Source organism: Bacteroides sp. AF39-16AC, from assembly GCF_003602735.1.
GTDB lineage: Bacteria > Bacteroidota > Bacteroidia > Bacteroidales > Bacteroidaceae > Bacteroides > Bacteroides uniformis.
In genome coordinates, this window is sequence record NZ_QTLN01000004.1 from 121,333 (window position 1) to 139,314 (window position 17,982).

18 protein-coding genes are annotated in these 17,982 nt (G+C 44.1%); 6 read left to right on the forward strand and 12 right to left on the reverse strand.

The window, feature by feature from the left end:
- Positions 1–38 precede the first annotated feature (38 nt).
- The 8 genes from araA to DW039_RS05800 form a co-directional block, all read right to left on the reverse strand.
- A complete protein-coding gene (araA, locus tag DW039_RS05760; protein ID WP_005836040.1) occupies positions 39–1,547 on the reverse strand; it encodes an L-arabinose isomerase in 1,509 nt (502 codons plus the stop codon).
- A 38-nt stretch (positions 1,548–1,585) separates the two neighbouring features.
- Positions 1,586–2,272, reverse strand: a complete 687-nt coding sequence (locus tag DW039_RS05765) for an L-ribulose-5-phosphate 4-epimerase (RefSeq protein ID WP_005826585.1) — start codon at positions 2,270–2,272, stop codon at positions 1,586–1,588.
- Between the two features lie 42 nt (positions 2,273–2,314).
- Entirely contained in the window at positions 2,315–2,992 is a 678-nt protein-coding gene (locus DW039_RS05770) for an NUDIX domain-containing protein (protein ID WP_005826583.1), read from the reverse strand.
- A 59-nt stretch (positions 2,993–3,051) separates the two neighbouring features.
- Entirely contained in the window at positions 3,052–4,746 is a 1,695-nt protein-coding gene (locus tag DW039_RS05775) for a sodium:solute symporter (RefSeq protein WP_120381793.1), read from the reverse strand.
- Between the two features lie 27 nt (positions 4,747–4,773).
- Positions 4,774–5,913, reverse strand: coding sequence for an aldose epimerase family protein (locus DW039_RS05780; RefSeq protein ID WP_120381794.1), 1,140 nt, complete (start codon positions 5,911–5,913; stop codon positions 4,774–4,776).
- A gap of 266 nt (positions 5,914–6,179) precedes the next feature.
- The gene (galK, locus tag DW039_RS05790; protein WP_120381796.1) at positions 6,180–7,334 is read right to left on the reverse strand and encodes a galactokinase; all 1,155 of its coding nucleotides are present in this window, start codon (positions 7,332–7,334) and stop codon (positions 6,180–6,182) included.
- Positions 7,335–7,383: 49 nt separating this feature from the next.
- The gene (locus DW039_RS05795) at positions 7,384–8,694 is read right to left on the reverse strand and encodes an MFS transporter (protein WP_117680486.1); all 1,311 of its coding nucleotides are present in this window, start codon (positions 8,692–8,694) and stop codon (positions 7,384–7,386) included.
- Between the two features lie 42 nt (positions 8,695–8,736).
- Positions 8,737–9,834, reverse strand: coding sequence for an aldose epimerase family protein (locus DW039_RS05800; RefSeq protein WP_034528954.1), 1,098 nt, complete (start codon positions 9,832–9,834; stop codon positions 8,737–8,739).
- 198 nt (positions 9,835–10,032) lie between these two features.
- On the opposite strand from DW039_RS05800, the gene DW039_RS05805 reads away from it, so the two are divergent.
- Positions 10,033–11,004 carry a type I phosphomannose isomerase catalytic subunit gene (locus DW039_RS05805; RefSeq protein WP_120381797.1) on the forward strand — a complete coding sequence of 324 codons (972 nt, stop codon included), beginning with the start codon at positions 10,033–10,035 and terminating at the stop codon, positions 11,002–11,004.
- A 74-nt stretch (positions 11,005–11,078) separates the two neighbouring features.
- On the opposite strand, the gene DW039_RS05810 is transcribed toward DW039_RS05805, so the two are convergent.
- The 4 genes from DW039_RS05810 to DW039_RS05825 all read right to left on the reverse strand — a co-directional run bounded on the left by DW039_RS05810 (position 11,079) and on the right by DW039_RS05825 (position 13,305).
- The gene (locus DW039_RS05810; protein WP_005826570.1) at positions 11,079–11,339 is read right to left on the reverse strand and encodes a hypothetical protein; all 261 of its coding nucleotides are present in this window, start codon (positions 11,337–11,339) and stop codon (positions 11,079–11,081) included.
- A gap of 12 nt (positions 11,340–11,351) precedes the next feature.
- Positions 11,352–11,705 carry a phage holin family protein gene (locus tag DW039_RS05815; RefSeq protein ID WP_005826569.1) on the reverse strand — a complete coding sequence of 118 codons (354 nt, stop codon included), beginning with the start codon at positions 11,703–11,705 and terminating at the stop codon, positions 11,352–11,354.
- A gap of 19 nt (positions 11,706–11,724) precedes the next feature.
- Positions 11,725–11,934, reverse strand: coding sequence for a YtxH domain-containing protein (locus DW039_RS05820; RefSeq protein ID WP_005826568.1), 210 nt, complete (start codon positions 11,932–11,934; stop codon positions 11,725–11,727).
- Between the two features lie 93 nt (positions 11,935–12,027).
- Positions 12,028–13,305: a DEAD/DEAH box helicase gene (locus tag DW039_RS05825; protein ID WP_005826566.1), complete on the reverse strand. Its 1,278-nt coding sequence runs from the start codon at positions 13,303–13,305 to the stop codon at positions 12,028–12,030.
- A 174-nt stretch (positions 13,306–13,479) separates the two neighbouring features.
- On the opposite strand from DW039_RS05825, the gene DW039_RS05830 reads away from it, so the two are divergent.
- The 5 genes from DW039_RS05830 (at position 13,480) to cysC (ending at position 17,980) form a co-directional block, all read left to right on the forward strand.
- A complete protein-coding gene (locus tag DW039_RS05830) occupies positions 13,480–13,884 on the forward strand; it encodes a lipocalin-like domain-containing protein (protein ID WP_008663657.1) in 405 nt (134 codons plus the stop codon).
- A 48-nt stretch (positions 13,885–13,932) separates the two neighbouring features.
- Positions 13,933–14,433, forward strand: a complete 501-nt coding sequence (locus DW039_RS05835; RefSeq protein WP_117749527.1) for an SPOR domain-containing protein — start codon at positions 13,933–13,935, stop codon at positions 14,431–14,433.
- A gap of 534 nt (positions 14,434–14,967) precedes the next feature.
- A complete protein-coding gene (gene cysQ / locus DW039_RS05840; protein WP_005826562.1) occupies positions 14,968–15,792 on the forward strand; it encodes a 3'(2'),5'-bisphosphate nucleotidase CysQ in 825 nt (274 codons plus the stop codon).
- Positions 15,793–15,799: 7 nt separating this feature from the next.
- Complete coding sequence (locus tag DW039_RS05845; protein ID WP_035448034.1) at positions 15,800–17,353, forward strand: SLC13 family permease; 1,554 nt, start codon at positions 15,800–15,802, stop codon at positions 17,351–17,353.
- 21 nt (positions 17,354–17,374) lie between these two features.
- Positions 17,375–17,980, forward strand: a complete 606-nt coding sequence (gene cysC, locus DW039_RS05850; protein WP_120381798.1) for an adenylyl-sulfate kinase — start codon at positions 17,375–17,377, stop codon at positions 17,978–17,980.
- The last annotated feature ends 2 nt before the right edge of the window (positions 17,981–17,982 follow it).

The following is a 17,982-nucleotide window of genomic DNA, read 5'->3' on the forward strand; positions in this document are numbered from 1 at the left end:
GTAATTAGTAGTCCGCAATCGGTAATCCGTAATGATTATCAGCAAAGTGCCTTGTTCAGCATATAGTAGACTTCATTCATGCGCAGTTCTTTTTTGAACTCGCTGATGGTGGTATTTTCATCGATGACTACCATTTCGATGCCGGCCATTTCGGCAAAGTCTTCCCAATATTCCACCGTCAGGTCGTAGGAGAAGCTGGTATGATGTGTACCTCCGGCCAGAATCCAGGCTGCAGCGCCCACCTCGAGGTTGGGCATTGGAATCCACAGTGCGCTGGCAACGGGCAACTTGGGCAGAGGCTTGCTCTTGATGCATTCTACTTTGTTCACAATGAGGCGGAAGCGATTGCCCAGGTCTACGATGGTAGCGGCTACACCTTCACCTTGCTTGCTGGTAAATACCAGGCGGGCTGTTTCGCTGTCGATACCGATGCTCAGACGGTGCACTTCCAGTTTCGGCTTCTGTTCGGCAATCAGTGGACAGACTTCCAACATGTGTGCCTGCAGGATGGCGCTCTTTTCTCCGTCGAAGTTCAGCGTATAGTCTTCGAGGAAGGAGCACCCCTTCGGCATGCCTTGACTCATCACCCAAGTGGTACGGTATAGTGCCGCAGTTTTCCAGTCGCCTTCGGCACCGAAGCCGTAACCTTCCGCCATCAGTCGCTGTGAGGCCAGTCCGGGGATTTGGTCAAAGTCGCCCAAATCGTTGAAGTTGGTGGTGAAGCCTTTGGCACCCGTGTCTTTCAGCACGCGGCGAATGGCGATTTCGGCCTTGGCGGAGTTCCATACTTTGGTGTAGGCTTCCGTACGTGCGTCTTCCAGTTCGGGAGCGTGGTCGTAGAGCTTGAAGTATTCTGCTACGAGTGCCTTCACGTCCTCGTCGCTGACAGCATTGTAGTGTGTCATCACATCATTGATGGGATAGTAGTCCACATGATAGCCCAATACTTGTTCGGCACTGACCTTGTCACCGTCTGTCACAGCCACGTTGTTCATCTGGTCGCCGAAGCGGATGATGAGCATATCCTGCGCATCAGCCCATGCGGCAGCTACGCGCATCCATGCGGCAATCTGGTTTTGGGCTTTTTCGTCCTGCCAGTGGCCTACTACCACTTTGCGGTTCTTTCGCATACGTGTCACGATGTGTCCAAATTCGCGGTCGCCGTGAGCCGATTGGTTTAGGTTCATAAAATCCATGTCCATCGTCTCCCAGGGAATTTCCTTGTTGAACTGTGTATGGAAGTGTAGTAATGGCTTCTTCAGTTCCTGCAAACCGTGAATCCACATTTTGGCAGGAGAGAAGGTGTGCATCCAGGTGATGACTCCGATACACTTATCGTCGTTGTTGGCGGCTTTGAAGGTAGCGGTTACTTCTTTGGATGAATTGACCGTACCTTTATATACTACCTTTACGGGCAGTTTCCCGGAATCATTCAGACCTTTCACCATTTCATTACTATGTGCGTCTACTGCGATAACTGCGTCACCTCCATACAAGAGCTGTGCTCCGGTTACGAACCATACTTCATATTGTTCAAATGTGTTCATACAATTTATTTTTATAGTTTATATTTAAAGAATGATAGTTATTTCTGTCCATAATAAGCGTTAGGACCGTGCTTGCGGCTGAAATGTTTTTCTATCAGCAGCGGATTCATGGTCAGATTGGGGTTCACGGCATAGGCTATACTTGCCATTTTTGCCACCTGCTCCATCACTACGGCATTATGTACCGCTTCGTGTGCGTCTTTTCCCCACGAGAAAGGACCGTGGTTCTTTACCAATACTCCGGGAGTATGTACCGGGTTCAGCCCCTCAAAGCGTTTTACGATGACATTTCCCGTTTCCAGTTCATACGCTCCTTCCACTTCCTCCTTCGTCATGTCTGCTGTGCAGGGTATGGCGTCGTGGAAGTAATCGGCATGTGTTGTCCCGATATTCGGTATGTCACATCCGGCTTGTGCCCAGGCTGTGGCGTAAGTAGAGTGCGTGTGCACCACACCGCCGATTTCGGGGAATGCTTTATAGAGAACCAGGTGGGTCGGCGTGTCTGAAGAGGGCTTTAACCGTCCTTCCACGACCTTGCCGTCAAGATTCACTACCACCATATCCTCTGCTTTCATTTCATCGTAACTCACCCCACTGGGCTTGATGACTACCAGACCAGATTCGCGGTCAATGCCCGATACATTGCCCCATGTGAAGATAACCAATCCGTGCTTCACCAGTTCAAGGTTAGCATGGAATACTTTGTCTTTCAGTGCTTCCAGCATATTATTTAAATTACTAATTACAAGTTGTTGAATATTAGGTTCTCAGAGCTTAAATTTCGGAGCTTTGCGGTATGCCTTCTCATTAAACTGATATAAAGCAGCTCCACGTTTGGACCCCGTTTTGTCTATTTTGTCAGTTTTTTCTATATAGTCCATTTCTGCTATGCGTTTTCGGAAGTTCCGTTTGTCAATGCTCTCGCCGTATATAGCTTCGTATAAGCTTTGCAGTTGTGACAGCGTGAACAGTTTAGGTAGTAGATTAAAGCCGATTGGTTCGGTGGACGCTTTTTGTTGCATCAACTTCCGAGCTTTCTCCACCATTTGCGGATGATCAAAGATTAGCGCTGGCAGTTCATTGATATTTACCCAGAAAGCATTGTGTTGCTGTACGGATTCTTTGTCGTATTCGTTGATGTTGATGAGCGCATAGTAAACAATGGAGACTACGCGTTCTCCTGGGTCACGATCTATGGCTCCGAAAGCTTGGACTTGTTCCATATATACATCTTCCAGTCCGGTTAGTTCATTCAGGACTCGTTTGGCTGCATCATCCACGCTTTCGTCTTCCTGCACGAATCCACCCATCAGCGACCATTCGCCCATTGCCGGTTCGAAGTTACGCTTCAGCAACAGCAGGTTCAATTCTCCTTCATTGAAACCGAAAATAATGCAGTCGATACCTACATAAAGTTTCGGATTTGAACTATAGTAATTACTCATATCTTAATTTTTGTTTAAGGGGTATGCTGCATGGATATATATCATAGCAACATACCGATTTACCAGAAATACCAATAAAAAGCAGCAGTAATACCCAGGATGATAAGGGTATGAATGATATCCCATTTATTCCAACTCGCACGTGTAGCTGCTTTTTGTTCAGGAGTTGAAGTTCCGAATACCAGCCCTTGAATCTTTTCAGCGCTTGGGGCAGCTGTAAACATGCTGACTGCGATAACCACTACGATGCAGAACAAGAACATCCATCCGCAGAAAAACAGCCAGTTCATATCATAGAACAGATACTTGAAGGTACTGCTTGACATATCTCCTACATTGCTGTAATATACTTTTGCCCCCAGACGGGTTAAACCGATAATCATTCCGGCAATCAGTCCCCACATACCGCCTTGTGCAGAGGTGCGTTTCCAGCAGATCCCCAAGAGGAAGGCTGCGGCAATGCCTGGTGCTAATACAGATTGTACATCTTGTAAGTAGGTGTAAAGTACATCGCCTACACTGCGCATAATGGGAATCCAGAGTATACCCAATATCACAATCGCAACAGTTGCCATCTGTCCAATTCCTACCAACTTTTTCTCAGAAGTGTTCGGCTTGAAACGTTTGTAGAAGTCAATGGTGAAAAGCATAGCAGATGAGTTGAACAAAGATGCGAGAGAACTCATCAATGCTGCAAGAATACCGCAAACAACCAAACCTTTGACTCCTGCAGGAAGCAATTTTGCTACTAGAGTTGGGAAAGCAGCATCTGCATTGGCATTTCCGTTTGCCAGCATAGGTAGAAAACCTTCTTCCCCGGTTCCGAGATATTTTTGGTGTAATGCGAAAGCAATCATGCCTGGGATAAGGAATAAGAATACGGGCAATAATTTCAGGTAAGCTCCGAAGATGGTACCGCGCCGTGCTTCCTTTTCATTCTTTCCGGAAAGTACGCGTTGCACGATGAACTGGTCTGTACACCAATACCAGAATCCGATAATGGCTGAACCAATCAGTGCACCCAACCAAGGGAAGTTAGGGTCGTTATTACTGCGTATAAGTTCTGTCATTGTGTTGCCATAATCGTTCACTGTGACTGCACCGCAGATTCTCATCATCTCATCCCAGCCTCCCAATTCTTTGAAGCCGAGTACAAGGATTATCAGTGAACCTAACAGCAAGATGGGGGTCTGCAGGATGGAGGTATAAAGTACCGACTTCATTCCTCCGAAGATTGTGTAGAGCGCAGTCAGTATAACCAGACCGATGGCGGCAATCCAAAAGAAGTCGATTCCCCAAAGTTCTTTTATACCGAATACTTGTTGGAATACCAATCCTCCTGCATAAACCGTCACGGCAACTTTTGTCAGTACATAGCTGATTAAAGATATTACAGACAATATTGTACGTGATTGTGGATTATAGCGGCGTTCTAGGAATTCAGGCATTGTGAATACCATACTTCGCGAATAGAACGGTACGAATACCCAACCTAAGATAAGGATCATCCAGCCTTGTATTTCCCAATGTGCCATCGCCATACCGCTGGAAGCACCGGCACCGGCTAATCCGATTAAGTGTTCCGAACCGATGTTGGATGCAAAGATAGATGCACCGATAGCGAGCCATGTGGCATCACGACCACCTAAAAAATAGTCTGCTGAGTCATTCTGTTTCTGTTTGACAACCCAGACAATAATTCCAATTAAAGCCAGGAAAAAGATTCCAATGACTAACCAATCTAATGTTTCCACGATAATAAATGATTTATAAGGTTATTGTTATTTTTCTACGGAAAATTTGAAAACACATTCACTGTTGTAAATTTGTCCGGGTTCCAGTACGACAGAAGGCCATTGGGCTTTGTTGGGGCTATCCGGATAATGTTGTGTCTCGAGGCATACGGAAGCGCGCTGGTTGTAAGTAATGCTTTTTTTACCTTTTACGGTGCCATCCAGGAAATTCCCGGTATATACTTGTATGCCTGGCTCATTGGTATAAACTTCCAGGGTGATGCCGCTTATAGGCGATGTCAGTTTGGCTGCCACTTGGGATAGGTCACCTTTAGTATTCAGTACCCAATTGTGGTCATATCCGTTTCCGTTCTTTATTTGTTCAAAGTCCGTCCGGTTGATGTCTTGTGCCACACTCTTGGGAGTGGTAAAGTCCATTGGTGTTTCTTTGACGGAGATGATGTCACCCGTTGTCATGAAAGTACTGTCTACCGGAGTATAGTTGTCTGCATTGATGTATAAGATGTGGTCTGTTGCTGCCTTTGAAGGGTCACCTGATAAATTGAAATAAGAATGGTTAGTCATATTGATAACCGTCTTTTGGTCTGTTGTTGCACTGTATTTTATATCAATGGTATTGTCATCCGTTAACTTGAAAAGTACTTTTGCCGTAACATTACCCGGGAAATTCTCGTCTCCATCCGGTGAAATGCGGGTGAGCTCCAGAGTTGTGCTGTCAATGGGATTGGCACTGTATACTTGGTATTGCCATCCTTTGGGGCCACCGTGCAGGCAATGTCCGAAATTGTTCTGTGGTAACTGTATGGTATCTCCGTCAAGAACGATTTTCCCTTGGTTAATCCGGTTGGCGTAGCGTCCGATAGAAGCACCAAAGTCACTTGGAATGTTGATGTAATCGGCAATGCTGTCAAAGCCCAATACTACATCCTGCATAACTCCATTTTTGTCGGGTACCATAATGGATACAATACGTCCCCCAAAGTTTGTGATGCATACTTCCATGCCCGCTTTATTCTTCAGCGTATAAAGCTGTGTCTGGGCGTCATTGACTGTTGTTTGGAATTTTACTGGATCAAGACCGGACAGCGTAAGCGTTGTTTCTGTCTTTTGATTGCACGCAGTTAGCATCATTGCGGCAATTCCTGCAAGTAGAACATGTCTTTTCATGGTTTTGTATTTAATGTAAATGAGATGATTATCTTTCTTTGGGTGTAAAAGTAACACTTTTCTTTAGTGTAGGCTGTACACTTTCATATGTTATGCAACATAAGTGTCAAGAAACATATCTGTGCCAACTGGCTGTACAGATAGGTATGTTCGGAATAAACTTCTCGGATAATCTTGGTTTTAGAGTGGAAAACGGTGGAATAAGGGGGAAGAAAAAAGCGCTTCCCATTACTGGGAAACGCCTTTTATTTGAATACTGATGTCTATTATTCTAATCTGCGAGCACCGTCGCTGATGACTACATCATATACTTTCGGGCTTCTGCCGAACTTCTTCTTGAATTCATCTTTAGCTTTTTCGATGAATGTGCTGTACAATTCATCCTTTACCAGATTGATTGTACATCCACCGAATCCACCGCCCATGACACGTGAGCCGGTAACTCCACAATCGAATGCAAGGTCATTCAGAAAATCGAGTTCTTCGCAGCTTACTTCGTACAACTTACTCATGCCATGATGTGTTTCATACATCTTTTGGCCTACAGTTTCATAGTCGCCTTTTTCCAGGGCGTCGCAAACGTCGAGTACGCGTTGAATCTCTTCGATGACATATTCTGCACGCATATAGTCTTCTGCGCTGATGTCGGCTTTTGCTTCTTCCAGCATGCTCATGGTAACGTCACGCAGGAATTCTACGTGTGGATGCTTCTTCTGAACAGCGGCAACAGCAGCTTCGCAGCTTTGACGACGTTTGTTGTATGCTGAAGATGCAAGTTCGTGTTTCACTACAGAATCTACAAGAACCAGACGATAGCCTTGTGGGTCGAATGGGAAATATTGATATTCTAGTGAACGGCAATCCAGGCGGATGAGGCTTCCTTTCTTTCCGAATACAGAAGCAAATTGGTCCATGATACCACAGTTTACGCCACAATAGTTGTGTTCTGTAGATTGTCCCACTTTTGCCAATTCAAATTTGTCTATTTTGTTGTTACCGAACAAGTCGTTCAAAGCATAGGCATAGGTACTTTCCAAAGCTGCTGAAGAGGACATTCCTGCACCCAGAGGCACATCGCCTGCAAAAGCTGTATTGAAACCTTTTACATCTACACCACGTTTCATCATTTCCCGGCACACGCCAAAGATATATCTTGCCCAGCTTGCGCGGGGTGCATCTTCTTCATTCAAGCCAAATTCCACATAATCTTTCAGGTCGATGGAATAAGCTTTTACTGTGTTTGTGCCGTTGGGCTTTATTTCTGCAATCATTCCCTTATCGATTGCTCCGGGGAATACAAAACCACCGTTATAGTCTGTATGCTCACCGATAAGGTTGATGCGACCCGGAGAAGCATAAACAGCTCCCGTTGTTCCGTCAAAGTGCTTGATGAAACGGCTTCTTACGTATTCTATATCCATGATATTTATATTTTATAAGGTGAATAAATAAATTACCTATATTTTCTTGTTAATCGACCTTGATGTCCTTATTGACATTTTTGCAGCCTACCAAACCGTAGAACAACAGATAGCCAAGGGCTGCGATGATAACCCAGTAACTCGGCATGAAACCTGCAATGTCGGCCACCTTATTTTGGATAAGGGGCAAGATGCCTCCACCGCATACCAATACCATGAACAGACCGGAAGCGGCTGCCAGATATTTACCCAATCCTTCTACGGCCAGATTAAAGATACCACCCCACATGATGGAGGTACACAGACCTACCAGTACCAGATACATTGCATTGATAGGTACTTCTGCAAATCCGAAAGAGAGACTGCCCGTAGCACTTTGTTGGAGTACCGGCAGATTGACAAGCGAACCGGTAGATGAGAAGATGGCAAGGAATACCAAAAGCAAACCTAATGCGGAAGTAAAGGTAAGCATTGCCTTACTGGAGATTTTTGCACCAAATGAAGCGCCGGCCAGACGTCCAATCAGCATGAGGAACCAATATGTACCTACAACAAACCCGGAAATAGTGGAAGAAATACCGGCTCCTCCCTTTTCGATCGGGTCGGTCAAGAATAGATTCAGAGTACCCGGTACACCTACTTCCACACCTACATATACAAAGATTGCTATAGCTCCCAAAATGAAGTGGCGGAATTTTAAAGCACCTGACATCAACTTGCCGATAGGCTCTGTTGAAGTTGCGGCATTGGGTTCCGGTATGGGCACAATCAAAAGAACAAAAAATGCGATGGCAAATACAGCCATTGCTGTGTACATAACAGGGAATATCTGAGAGATAGTAGCTTTTTCAATGGAACCGGCAATCAGGATACCTACGAACATCGGAGTAATGGTGGCCATTACGGAGTTGAAAGAGCCGCCCACTTGGATAAGCTGGTTTCCTTTCTTGCCTTCGCCGCCGAGCTTGTTCAGCATCGGGTTGACTACCGTATTAAGCAAACACATGGAGAAACCGGCGATGAAAGCGCCAATCAAATATACGGCAAAAGCCATATCAGGGCTTGAATGACCGGACAAATATTGGATACCTACACCGATAAAACCTACAGCTACTGCTATCAATGCTGTTTTTTTATATCCTACTCGTTGTAATAAGATGCCGCTTGGTATTCCCATCACTGCATATGCAATAAAGTTACCAAAGTTACCCAACATTCCTAACGCATTGGATACTGAAAACTGATTTTTCAGTACGATTCCCATAGGGGCAGCAAGGTTGGTAACAAATGAAATCATACCAAAAAGGAAGATCATCGTGATAATTGCGATGAGTTTACCATTCTGTTTTTGTTGTGTCATGGTTTTGTAAAATTAATAAGTTTATAAATTGGATTAGTTATTTCATTCTTGTACACCAAACTTGTAGATTGTCACTTGCTGGTACTCATCACCCGGTAGTAATACTGCCGACGGAAAATGGGACTTGTTGGGCGTATCGGGAAAACACTGGGCCTCAAAGCAGACTGCACTTCTTGCAGGGAAAGTGGCTCCATGGGCACCTTCAAAGCCCCCGAGCCAGTTTCCTGTGTAGAGCTGGACGCCATTTTCAGTGGTATATACTTCCATCGTTCGCCCGCTGTTGGGCTCTATGCAGGTGGCTGCAAGGCTCAGCTCTCCACTTTCAGTCTTGTTCAGTACATAGCAATGGTCATATCCTGCGCCATTCACAATTTGTGTATGTTTCTCATCAATTCGTTCACCAAGAGTATGGGGAGTACGGAAATCCATAGGAGTACCTTCTACCTTCAATATCTCTCCGGTAGGAATGGATACTTCATCGATGGGTACATAAAAATCTGCGTTGATGGTAACAATATTGTTTAAGACTGTAGGGGAGGGATTGGCTATACCGGCAAGATTGAAGAAACCGTGATTGGTCAGATTGACGATGGTGGCTTTATCGGTAGTAGCCCGGTATTCGATGACCAGAGCATTGGTCTCATCCTCCAGGCGATAAGTCATTTCTACTTCGAGATTTCCGGGGAAGCCCTCTTCGCCGTCAGCGGATGTGTAGTTGAAGATGACTGTTGATGGCTCTGGCTGGACAGCATCCCATACACGGGTATGAAAACCAGTCGGACCACCATGCAGTGAGTTGGGACCATTGTTGATTGCCAATTGGTGCTCTTCGCCGTATAAAGTAAACTTTCCTTTAGCTATCCGGTTACCGTAGCGTCCGATGGTAGTGTTTAGAAAAGGTTCCGGGCTGTTGATTACATGTTCAATACTGTCGTGTCCTAATACAACATTGGCATATTTGCCATTTTTGTCGGGTACCATGATGGAAAGTATTGCACAGCCGTAATTAGTAACTGCAACTTCCATTCCCTGGGCATTCTTCAGGATAAACAAATCTGTCTTTTTGTTATTTATATCCTTTTGAAAGTCTTTTTGGTTCAAACCGGACAAATTACTTTCTGTTGGAGTAGTGTTTATCATATCCATGGTATTAATTAAATTTCTTGCAAATAAAAAGAAATTCTTTTGTTCCCCCAAGTAATTGGAAGGAAATGTGGAGAACATTTTAGGAAAGTTTAGCGTTTAACAAATGGAATACAAATTGATATTTTTTGTATGTTTGCCCCCGGAATCTAAAAAAATCACATCATTAACAGAAAGTTCTAATAAAAACAACGAATGTATCCTCTAAAATTTGAGCCTATTCTGAAGCAGACGCTTTGGGGAGGCGACAAGATTATTCCATTCAAACATTTGAATGATACCCTTGCCAATGTAGGCGAGTGTTGGGAAGTGTCGGCAGTAGAAGGCAGTGAGTCTATAGTGGCCAATGGTGCAGACAAAGGATTGACGCTGCCGGATATGGTCAGAAAATATAAGGAAGACCTGGTAGGAGAAGCCAACTATGCACGTTTCGGAAATAAGTTTCCTTTATTGATAAAGTTTATTGATGCCAAGTTGGACTTGTCGATTCAGGTACACCCGGGTGACGAGTTGGCTAAGAAACGTCATAACAGTTTTGGTAAAAATGAAATGTGGTATGTTATTGCTGCTGACCAGGGTGCCAAGCTGATTTCCGGTTTTGCAGAGCAGATTACTCCGAAAGAATATAAGGAACGAGTGTATAATGGTACGTTTGCGGATGTTCTGCAGACTTGCGCCATTAAACCGGGCGATGTGTTTTATGTGCCTGCAGGTCGGGTACATGGAATCGGTGCGGGAGCTTTTGTAGCAGAAATACAGCAAACGTCGGATATCACTTACCGTATTTTTGATTACAATCGTAAGGATAAGGATGGTAAATCAAGAGAACTGCATACAAGCCAGGCCATTGATGCCATTAATTTTGCAGATGTGCAGGACGATTTTCGTACGGAGTACGAGCAGGTGCAGAATGAACCGGTAGAAATGGTGGCAAGCCCGTATTTCACGACTTCCATCTATGACATGACGGAAGAAATCACTTGTGACTATTCTGAACTGGATTCTTTTGTTATCTTTATTTGTGTGGAGGGTTCTTGCCGTATTATTGATAATGAGAAGAATGAAGTTTCCGTACAAGCGGGCGAAACAATCCTGCTGCCAGCTGCAACCCAAGAAGTGACGATTGTGCCTGAAGGAGCAGTGAAGTTGCTTGAGACGTACGTATAAAAGTGCTCAGACTATATCGGATAAAAAAGAGGGGATGACTGTTATGGCCATCCCCTCTTTTTTTATCCGATATTCTATCTCTTTCTTCCAAATATTTTTCTGAATTTCTTCATTACCTTTACCCCCAATACTATACCGTCAAAAACAGCCATACCCGTGTTGAATGCTCTCATCATGGCATTTGCCTTGTTGGTAGCTGGTTCCAGCGGAGCAAAAATTTCTTGTGTAAGCCCAGTCATGATTTCTTTCTGGAGTCGTATTTCTTGTAGCAGCATGGCTTTTTTCTGGGCGATGCTTTCTAAAGTGACGGGAGTCGTATTGGTCGTATTATCCATGAATATTTCGAATTAATTGTCTAAGAATAATTCTGCGATAAGTTTTACTGTCGGATCAATAATGAGCTTTTTGCGGAATAGGACAAGCAGAACGATGAGTAGGATATGGAAGCACGTGATAAGTGCAAAACTCATCATTAGCCCGCCTACCAGCGGAGCTAAGATATAGACCAGCGTAAACGACAGATGAAACAGAACCACTACGCCGAGTATGACGACCAATAGCACCAATAAAAGTGTAGAAAGCAGTTTGGATAGTTTTTCGGTGACTTCCAGTTTGGTATATTCTTTTTGCAGCTCCAGGTATTTCTTGAATTCAATGAAGAGCTGCTGCATATTTTCTATACTTTTGTCGTCTGCAAACATAGTGGTTCTGTTTTTTACCTTATTCCGTTACCTCACCTTTGATTTCCGCAGCAATTTCATCTACCAAGTCTTCCATTTCGCTTCGGTTCAGACGAATCCCTTTCTTACGGAGAATTTCTGCGATTTTGTTACGGGTGTCTTCTCCTTTTTCAGGAGCAAATAAGATACCGAGGGCTGCACCTACTGCGGCGCCACCCAGGAAAGCTGCTAAAACATTTAATCCTTTCATAATGATATTCCTTTCTTTTTTGAGGTTCGTACGACAAAACTAACAAATTTTTTTGAAACTTTGTTCGGAATATCAGTTTTTTTATGATTGTCTTTATCTTCCAACTCCTTTTGGGGTGTTGTTTTGCGAGGTTTGCTTTTTTCTTCTCCAAAAGTCTCCATTCGTACGGCTCCCGCGATAGATTTTGTTTTCCTTGGTTTTGGCCTTAATTTCTTCAGTCTTGATTTTCTGGGCTTTTAAACCATCGGCGGTGACAAATGGGTGTTCTTTTATTACTGGGATACTTTTCCCTATCAATTTTTGGATATCTTTCAGGTAAGGCAGTTCTTCCGATTCGCAAAAGGAGAGGGCAATACCGTCGTGGCCGGCACGTCCGGTTCGTCCGATACGGTGCACGTATGTTTCCGGAATGTTGGGCAACTCATAGTTGATGACGTGTGATAGTTGGTCCACGTCGATACCTCGTGCTGCAATATCGGTTGCTATCAGTACACGCAGTTCATGGTTCTTAAAGCCGGTCAGTGCTCGCTGTCGGGCATTCTGCGACTTGTTCCCATGTATGGCTTCGGCTCTTATTCCGGACTTACTAAGGGTACGTGCAAGTTTGTCTGCTCCATATTTAGTTCTGGTGAAGATAAGTACGGACTTGATAGCCGGATTCTTCAGCAGATGAATCAGTAAGTCTTTTTTCTCTTTTTTCTCAACGAAATAGACTGATTGGGAGATTGTGTCAACCGTAGACGATGCAGGGGTGACTTCCACTTTCTCGGGGTGCGTCAGCATGGAGTTTGCCAAGGTCTCTATTTCTGGAGGCATTGTGGCCGAAAAGAAGAGAGTCTGCCGTTTTGCGGGCAATAGCTTTAATATGCGTCGGATATCATGTATGAATCCCATGTCCAGCATCCGGTCTGCTTCGTCCAATACGAAGAATTCGAGTGCTTTTAGGTTAATGAAACCTTGGTTGACCAGGTCTTGCAGTCGTCCGGGAGTTGCAACCAGTATTTGTACTCCACGTTTCAGTTCATCTGTCTGTGGCTTTTGTCCTACACCGCCGAAGATGACGGCATGTCTCAGTCCGGTATACTTACCGTATGCACTGAAGGATTCTCCTATCTGTATGGCCAACTCGCGGGTCGGCGTCAGAATGAGTGCTTTGATACTTTTGCGGTTATCCGTTTTATACAACTTTTGCAAGATAGGGATGGAAAATGCGGCGGTTTTGCCTGTTCCGGTTTGAGCACATCCTAATAAGTCTTTTCCTTGAAGTAATATAGGGATCGATTTTTCCTGGATTGGGGTAGGGGTGGAATACCCCTCTTCTTGAAGAGCCTTCAATATAGGTTCTATCAAATTCAAATTTTCAAATGTCATGTAATCAATTAAGTGAGCCTCATGCTCTGTTTATATTTGGCAAATATACGTCAAGTCTTCCGGGAAATCTCTTTTTATGGAGGGGTTTAATTATATTTAACTAAGGATGCTGAGGTATAATCGCATGTTATGGTGTACTTTTGTTCCATATTTAGATAGTGGCATGGAAAAATGATGAAATTGCATTTAAAATATCTTTGGATTGTATTGGTGGCTTGTACTTTGACCGCTTGCATGAATGGTGGTGGTGACTTGGCCGGTAAGTGGCAGTTGCGTCAGTATCAATATGCCGACGGTACATCAGAGAAGGTGGACAGTGTATTCTATAATTTTCAAAAAGGAAGTTTTTCTGCCATATGTTTGTTGAAAGATGGAGGGGTGACTACGTTTTTTGGAAATTATTCTTTGAAAGGTGCTGAAATTTCCATTATTTTGTTGCCTGAAAGTGTTAACGATAAAAACTATGATACTTATTTCGGGTGGCCGGAAGGAAAACGTACCTTTAAAGTGGAAGATTTGTCCTACTCTTCATTGCGTTTGGAATATGAGGGCACGAAATCTATTTTTCGAAAATTTTGAGATAAAGAATAAGAATAGACGATTTTACTAATAAAAACAATAGAAAAGATGAAAAAATTAGCCGTATTGGGAATGGGAGTATGCATAGCTTTGGCATTCTCTTCTTGTAAATCAAGTGAAAGTGCTTATAAGAAAGCATATGAAAAGGCAAAACAGCAGGAATTGGCCGAGCCGCAAACAACTGCCCCTGCTGAAGAGGTGGCTCCAGTGGTTACCGCTCCAGTAGAAGTAAAGGTGGTGGAAAGTGCACCTGCCGGCATGCGTCAGGAAAAGGTGACTGTGGTATCAGGTGGTACCAGCTTGAAAACCTTTAGTGTAGTTTGCGGAGCTTATAGCGTGAAAGCTAATGCGGAAGGTGTGAAGCAGGCATTGGTGAATGAAGGTTATACTGCAATGGTAGTTCATAATGCAGAAAGAAATCTGTATCGTGTAGTTATCGGTACATTCGATGACAGAGCATCCGCCGAGAATCTGCGCGACTCTTTCAAAGCTAAACATCCTTCGAATGATGACTTCCAGAAGGCATGGTTGCTGTATAGCGTCAATTAATAGAATTCTTTTTGGTAATTCATAACAGAAAGGAATGTATGTTTCCTTTCAAGATGAGGCAGTAACTGCGAAGTTACTGCCTTTTTCATGATATGCCGAAAGAATGTGAAGGCTGGCGCTGTCGCGTGTTTGGTTTGGCAAAACAAAGTGTTTCCTTTAACAGAACAGTTTGTTTCATTAAAGAGAACACTTTGTTTCTCTTAACAGAACATCTCGTTCTATCGCATAAAAACAAAATGTTTTTTATACTGAAACAACTTGTTTTTAAGCAGTGAAACAAAGTGTTCAGTACTGTGAACTAACGGACTAATTGAGAAAAGACCCAGATAAACTCATGTTGTCACAGTCTCTTTAGTTCCTCTTCCTTCGTGAATATTTCACTCTATTTCTCTGCTCCGGATTGATTTTCTTGATTGTGAAAAGTGCTTATAATATTCTCTCTTTCGTTTAAAAGAAGTTATAAAACAAGAGGTGGAAACTTTTAGACCTGAAAAAGTTTTTAATTTTGTGCCTTATCTTTGAGAAGAATATAGTATGGAACGACGATATATACTGAATGCGATTGATGCCGCTTTGCAGGCTGGCGAGAAAATTCTTTCCATTTACGATGATCCGGCATCGGATTTTCAGGTAGAAAAAAAAGCGGATAATTCTCCTCTTACTATTGCCGACCGTAAGGCTCATGAAACTATCTGCCGTTTTTTGGCTGATACACCTTTCCCTCTGCTAAGCGAGGAAGGCAAACATTTGCCTTTTTCGGAACGACGGAGTTGGGAAACTTTATGGATTGTAGACCCTTTGGACGGTACGAAGGAGTTCATTAAGAGGAACGGTGAGTTCACAGTGAATATAGCTTTGGTGCATCACTCAGTACCGGTAATGGGAGTCATTTATGTGCCGGTAAAAAAGGAGCTCTATTTTGGAGTGCATGATTCGGGTGCTTATAAGCTATCTGGTATTACTGCACGTGATGGAATGTCGTGGGATGAACTGCTTGCGAAAGCTGTCCGGCTGCCGGAAACAAGCGTGCACGAACGGTTTGTAATTGTGGCTTCCCGTTCGCATCTGACGCCCGAGACAGAAGATTATATCGAGAAAATGAAATGCAGCCATGCGGAAGTTGAGCTTATATCAAGTGGAAGTTCCATCAAGATTTGTCTGGTAGCTGAAGGCAAGGCTGATGTATATCCTCGTTTTGCCCCTACGATGGAATGGGATACGGCGGCTGGGCATGCTATTGCACGTGCTGCCGGAATGGAAATTTATCAGGCGGGGAAGGAAGAACCTTTGCAATATAATAAGGAGGATTTGCTGAATCCGTGGTTTATCGTAGAACCCAAGCATACCGAAATAAAATAACGACTTTATGACATTTGAGATATTGTTTGTGCTGCTGGCATTGTTGGGCATGGTGATTGCCTTGGTTCTGGATAAAATGCGTCCGGGCATGGTGCTCTTTTCTGTCGTAGTATTGTTCTTGTGTGCAGGTATCCTCACTCCTAAGGAGATGCTGGAAGGGTTCAGTAATAAGGGGATGATGACTGTTGCCATGCTGTTTTTGGTCAGTGAAGGCATCAGGCAGTCGGGTGCTTTGGGGCAAGTAATCAAGAAGCTGCTTCCCCAAGGTAAGACTACGGTCTTTAAAGCGCAGTTCCGTATGTTGCCCACCATTGCTTTTATTTCAGCTTTTCTAAACAATACTCCGGTGGTTGTTATCTTTGCTCCCATTATCAAGCGTTGGGCCGAATCTGTAAAATTGCCTGCTACCAAGTTCCTTATACCCCTTTCTTATGTGACGATACTTGGCGGAATCTGCACCCTGATAGGGACGTCGACCAATCTGGTGGTGCATGGTATGATATTGGAAGCCGGATATGAAGGCTTTACTATGTTCGAGTTGGGTAAAGTGGGCATTTTCGTCGCGATTGCAGGCATCCTTTATCTGTTCGCTTTTTCCTCAAGGCTTTTGCCGGATGTTCGTACGGATGCGGTAAAGCTGGATGAGGAACCGGAGGAGCATGGAGATTTACATCGGGTGGAAGCTGTACTCGGCGCCCGTTTTCCCGGTATCAACAAGAAACTTGGTGATTTTAACTTCAAGCGGCATTATGGGGCCGAAGTGAAGGAGATTAAGCGTAGCGGTCAGAGCATTGTTGGAAATCTGGAAAATGAATATCTCCGCGAAGGGGATACGCTGGTGGTGATGGCTGATGACTCTTTTGTAAAGACCTGGGGGGAATCTTCGGTGTTCGTGTTGCTGGCCAATGGCAAGGATACGGAACCGGTGCCCGGAAAGGGAAAGCGCTGGTTTGCCTTGGCTTTGCTGATATTGATGATAGTGGGTGCAACGGTTGGTGAACTTCCGGTTGTCAAGGAAGCTTTTCCGGAAATCAAGTTGGATATGTTTTTCTTCGTTTCCATTACTACTATCATTATGGCCTGGACAAAGATATTTCCGGCCCGCAAGTATACCAAATATATATCTTGGGATATTCTGATAACGATTGCTTGTGCTTTTGCTATCAGCAAGGCGATGGTGAATTCCGGAGTGGCAGATGCTGTGGCGCGTTTCATTATAGGCATGAGCCATCATTATGGCCCCCACGTGTTGCTGGCTGCTGTGTTTATCATAACGAACTTGTTTACAGAGCTGATTACGAACAATGCGGCCGCGGCACTCGCTTTCCCGTTGGCACTTTCCATCTCTTCACAGATGGGAGTCAGTCCGATGCCTTTCTTCGTTGTAATTTGTATGGCGGCTTCTGCCAGCTTCTCCACTCCTATAGGGTATCAGACTAATTTGATTGTACAAGGTATCGGTAACTATAAGTTCACGGATTTTGTACGCATCGGGTTACCTTTGAATATCATTACTTTCCTGATATCCATTTTCTTGATTCCTTTAATTTGGCCATTTTAAAAAAAGAAGAAATAATAACATATGGAAGAAAACAACCACATATATCCGATATTTGACAGAATGCTGATGCGGAAAGACAAAGAAGACTTGTTGAAGCAGCACAGCGTGATGGTTTGGTTTACCGGCTTGAGCGGCTCCGGCAAAAGTACGATAGCCATTGCCTTGGAGCGCGAACTTCATAAAAGAGGATTGCTTTGCCGTATCCTGGATGGTGACAACATCCGCAGTGGCATCAACAATAACCTCGGTTTTACGGAGGCCGACCGTGTGGAGAATATCCGGCGTATAGCCGAAGTTTCCAAACTCTTTCTTGATACGGGTGTTATAACAATCGCGGCTTTTATCAGTCCTAATAACGATATTCGTGAAATGGCGGCTGATATTATCGGACAAGACGATTTTCTGGAAGTTTATGTCAGTACCCCGCTTGAAGAGTGTGAACGCCGTGACGTGAAGGGACTTTATGCCAAGGCACGTAAGGGAGAAATCAGGAATTTTACAGGTATTTCCGCGCCTTTTGAGGAACCGGCTCATCCGGCTCTGACGTTGGATACCTCTGTTCTCAGCCTGGAAGAATCGGTCAATAAACTGTTGGAACTCATTTTACCAAGAATTCAGAAGAAATAAGA

What these genes read in the sequence shown, in the direction of transcription:
- araA (WP_005836040.1), bottom strand. Translation starts at nt 1,547, where the DNA reads ATGAACACATTTGAACAATATGAAGTATGGTTCGTAACCGGAGCACAG.
- DW039_RS05765 (WP_005826585.1), bottom strand. Translation starts at nt 2,272, where the DNA reads ATGCTGGAAGCACTGAAAGACAAAGTATTCCATGCTAACCTTGAACTG.
- DW039_RS05770 (WP_005826583.1), bottom strand. Translation starts at nt 2,992, where the DNA reads ATGAGTAATTACTATAGTTCAAATCCGAAACTTTATGTAGGTATCGAC.
- DW039_RS05780 (WP_120381794.1), bottom strand. Translation starts at nt 5,913, where the DNA reads ATGAAAAGACATGTTCTACTTGCAGGAATTGCCGCAATGATGCTAACT.
- galK (WP_120381796.1), bottom strand. Translation starts at nt 7,334, where the DNA reads ATGGATATAGAATACGTAAGAAGCCGTTTCATCAAGCACTTTGACGGA.
- DW039_RS05795 (WP_117680486.1), bottom strand. Translation starts at nt 8,694, where the DNA reads ATGACACAACAAAAACAGAATGGTAAACTCATCGCAATTATCACGATG.
- DW039_RS05800 (WP_034528954.1), bottom strand. Translation starts at nt 9,834, where the DNA reads ATGATAAACACTACTCCAACAGAAAGTAATTTGTCCGGTTTGAACCAA.
- DW039_RS05805 (WP_120381797.1), top strand. Translation starts at nt 10,033, where the DNA reads ATGTATCCTCTAAAATTTGAGCCTATTCTGAAGCAGACGCTTTGGGGA.
- DW039_RS05810 (WP_005826570.1), bottom strand. Translation starts at nt 11,339, where the DNA reads ATGGATAATACGACCAATACGACTCCCGTCACTTTAGAAAGCATCGCC.
- DW039_RS05815 (WP_005826569.1), bottom strand. Translation starts at nt 11,705, where the DNA reads ATGTTTGCAGACGACAAAAGTATAGAAAATATGCAGCAGCTCTTCATT.
- DW039_RS05820 (WP_005826568.1), bottom strand. Translation starts at nt 11,934, where the DNA reads ATGAAAGGATTAAATGTTTTAGCAGCTTTCCTGGGTGGCGCCGCAGTA.
- DW039_RS05825 (WP_005826566.1), bottom strand. Translation starts at nt 13,305, where the DNA reads ATGACATTTGAAAATTTGAATTTGATAGAACCTATATTGAAGGCTCTT.
- DW039_RS05830 (WP_008663657.1), top strand. Translation starts at nt 13,480, where the DNA reads ATGAAATTGCATTTAAAATATCTTTGGATTGTATTGGTGGCTTGTACT.
- DW039_RS05835 (WP_117749527.1), top strand. Translation starts at nt 13,933, where the DNA reads ATGAAAAAATTAGCCGTATTGGGAATGGGAGTATGCATAGCTTTGGCA.
- cysQ (WP_005826562.1), top strand. Translation starts at nt 14,968, where the DNA reads ATGGAACGACGATATATACTGAATGCGATTGATGCCGCTTTGCAGGCT.
- DW039_RS05845 (WP_035448034.1), top strand. Translation starts at nt 15,800, where the DNA reads ATGACATTTGAGATATTGTTTGTGCTGCTGGCATTGTTGGGCATGGTG.
- cysC (WP_120381798.1), top strand. Translation starts at nt 17,375, where the DNA reads ATGGAAGAAAACAACCACATATATCCGATATTTGACAGAATGCTGATG.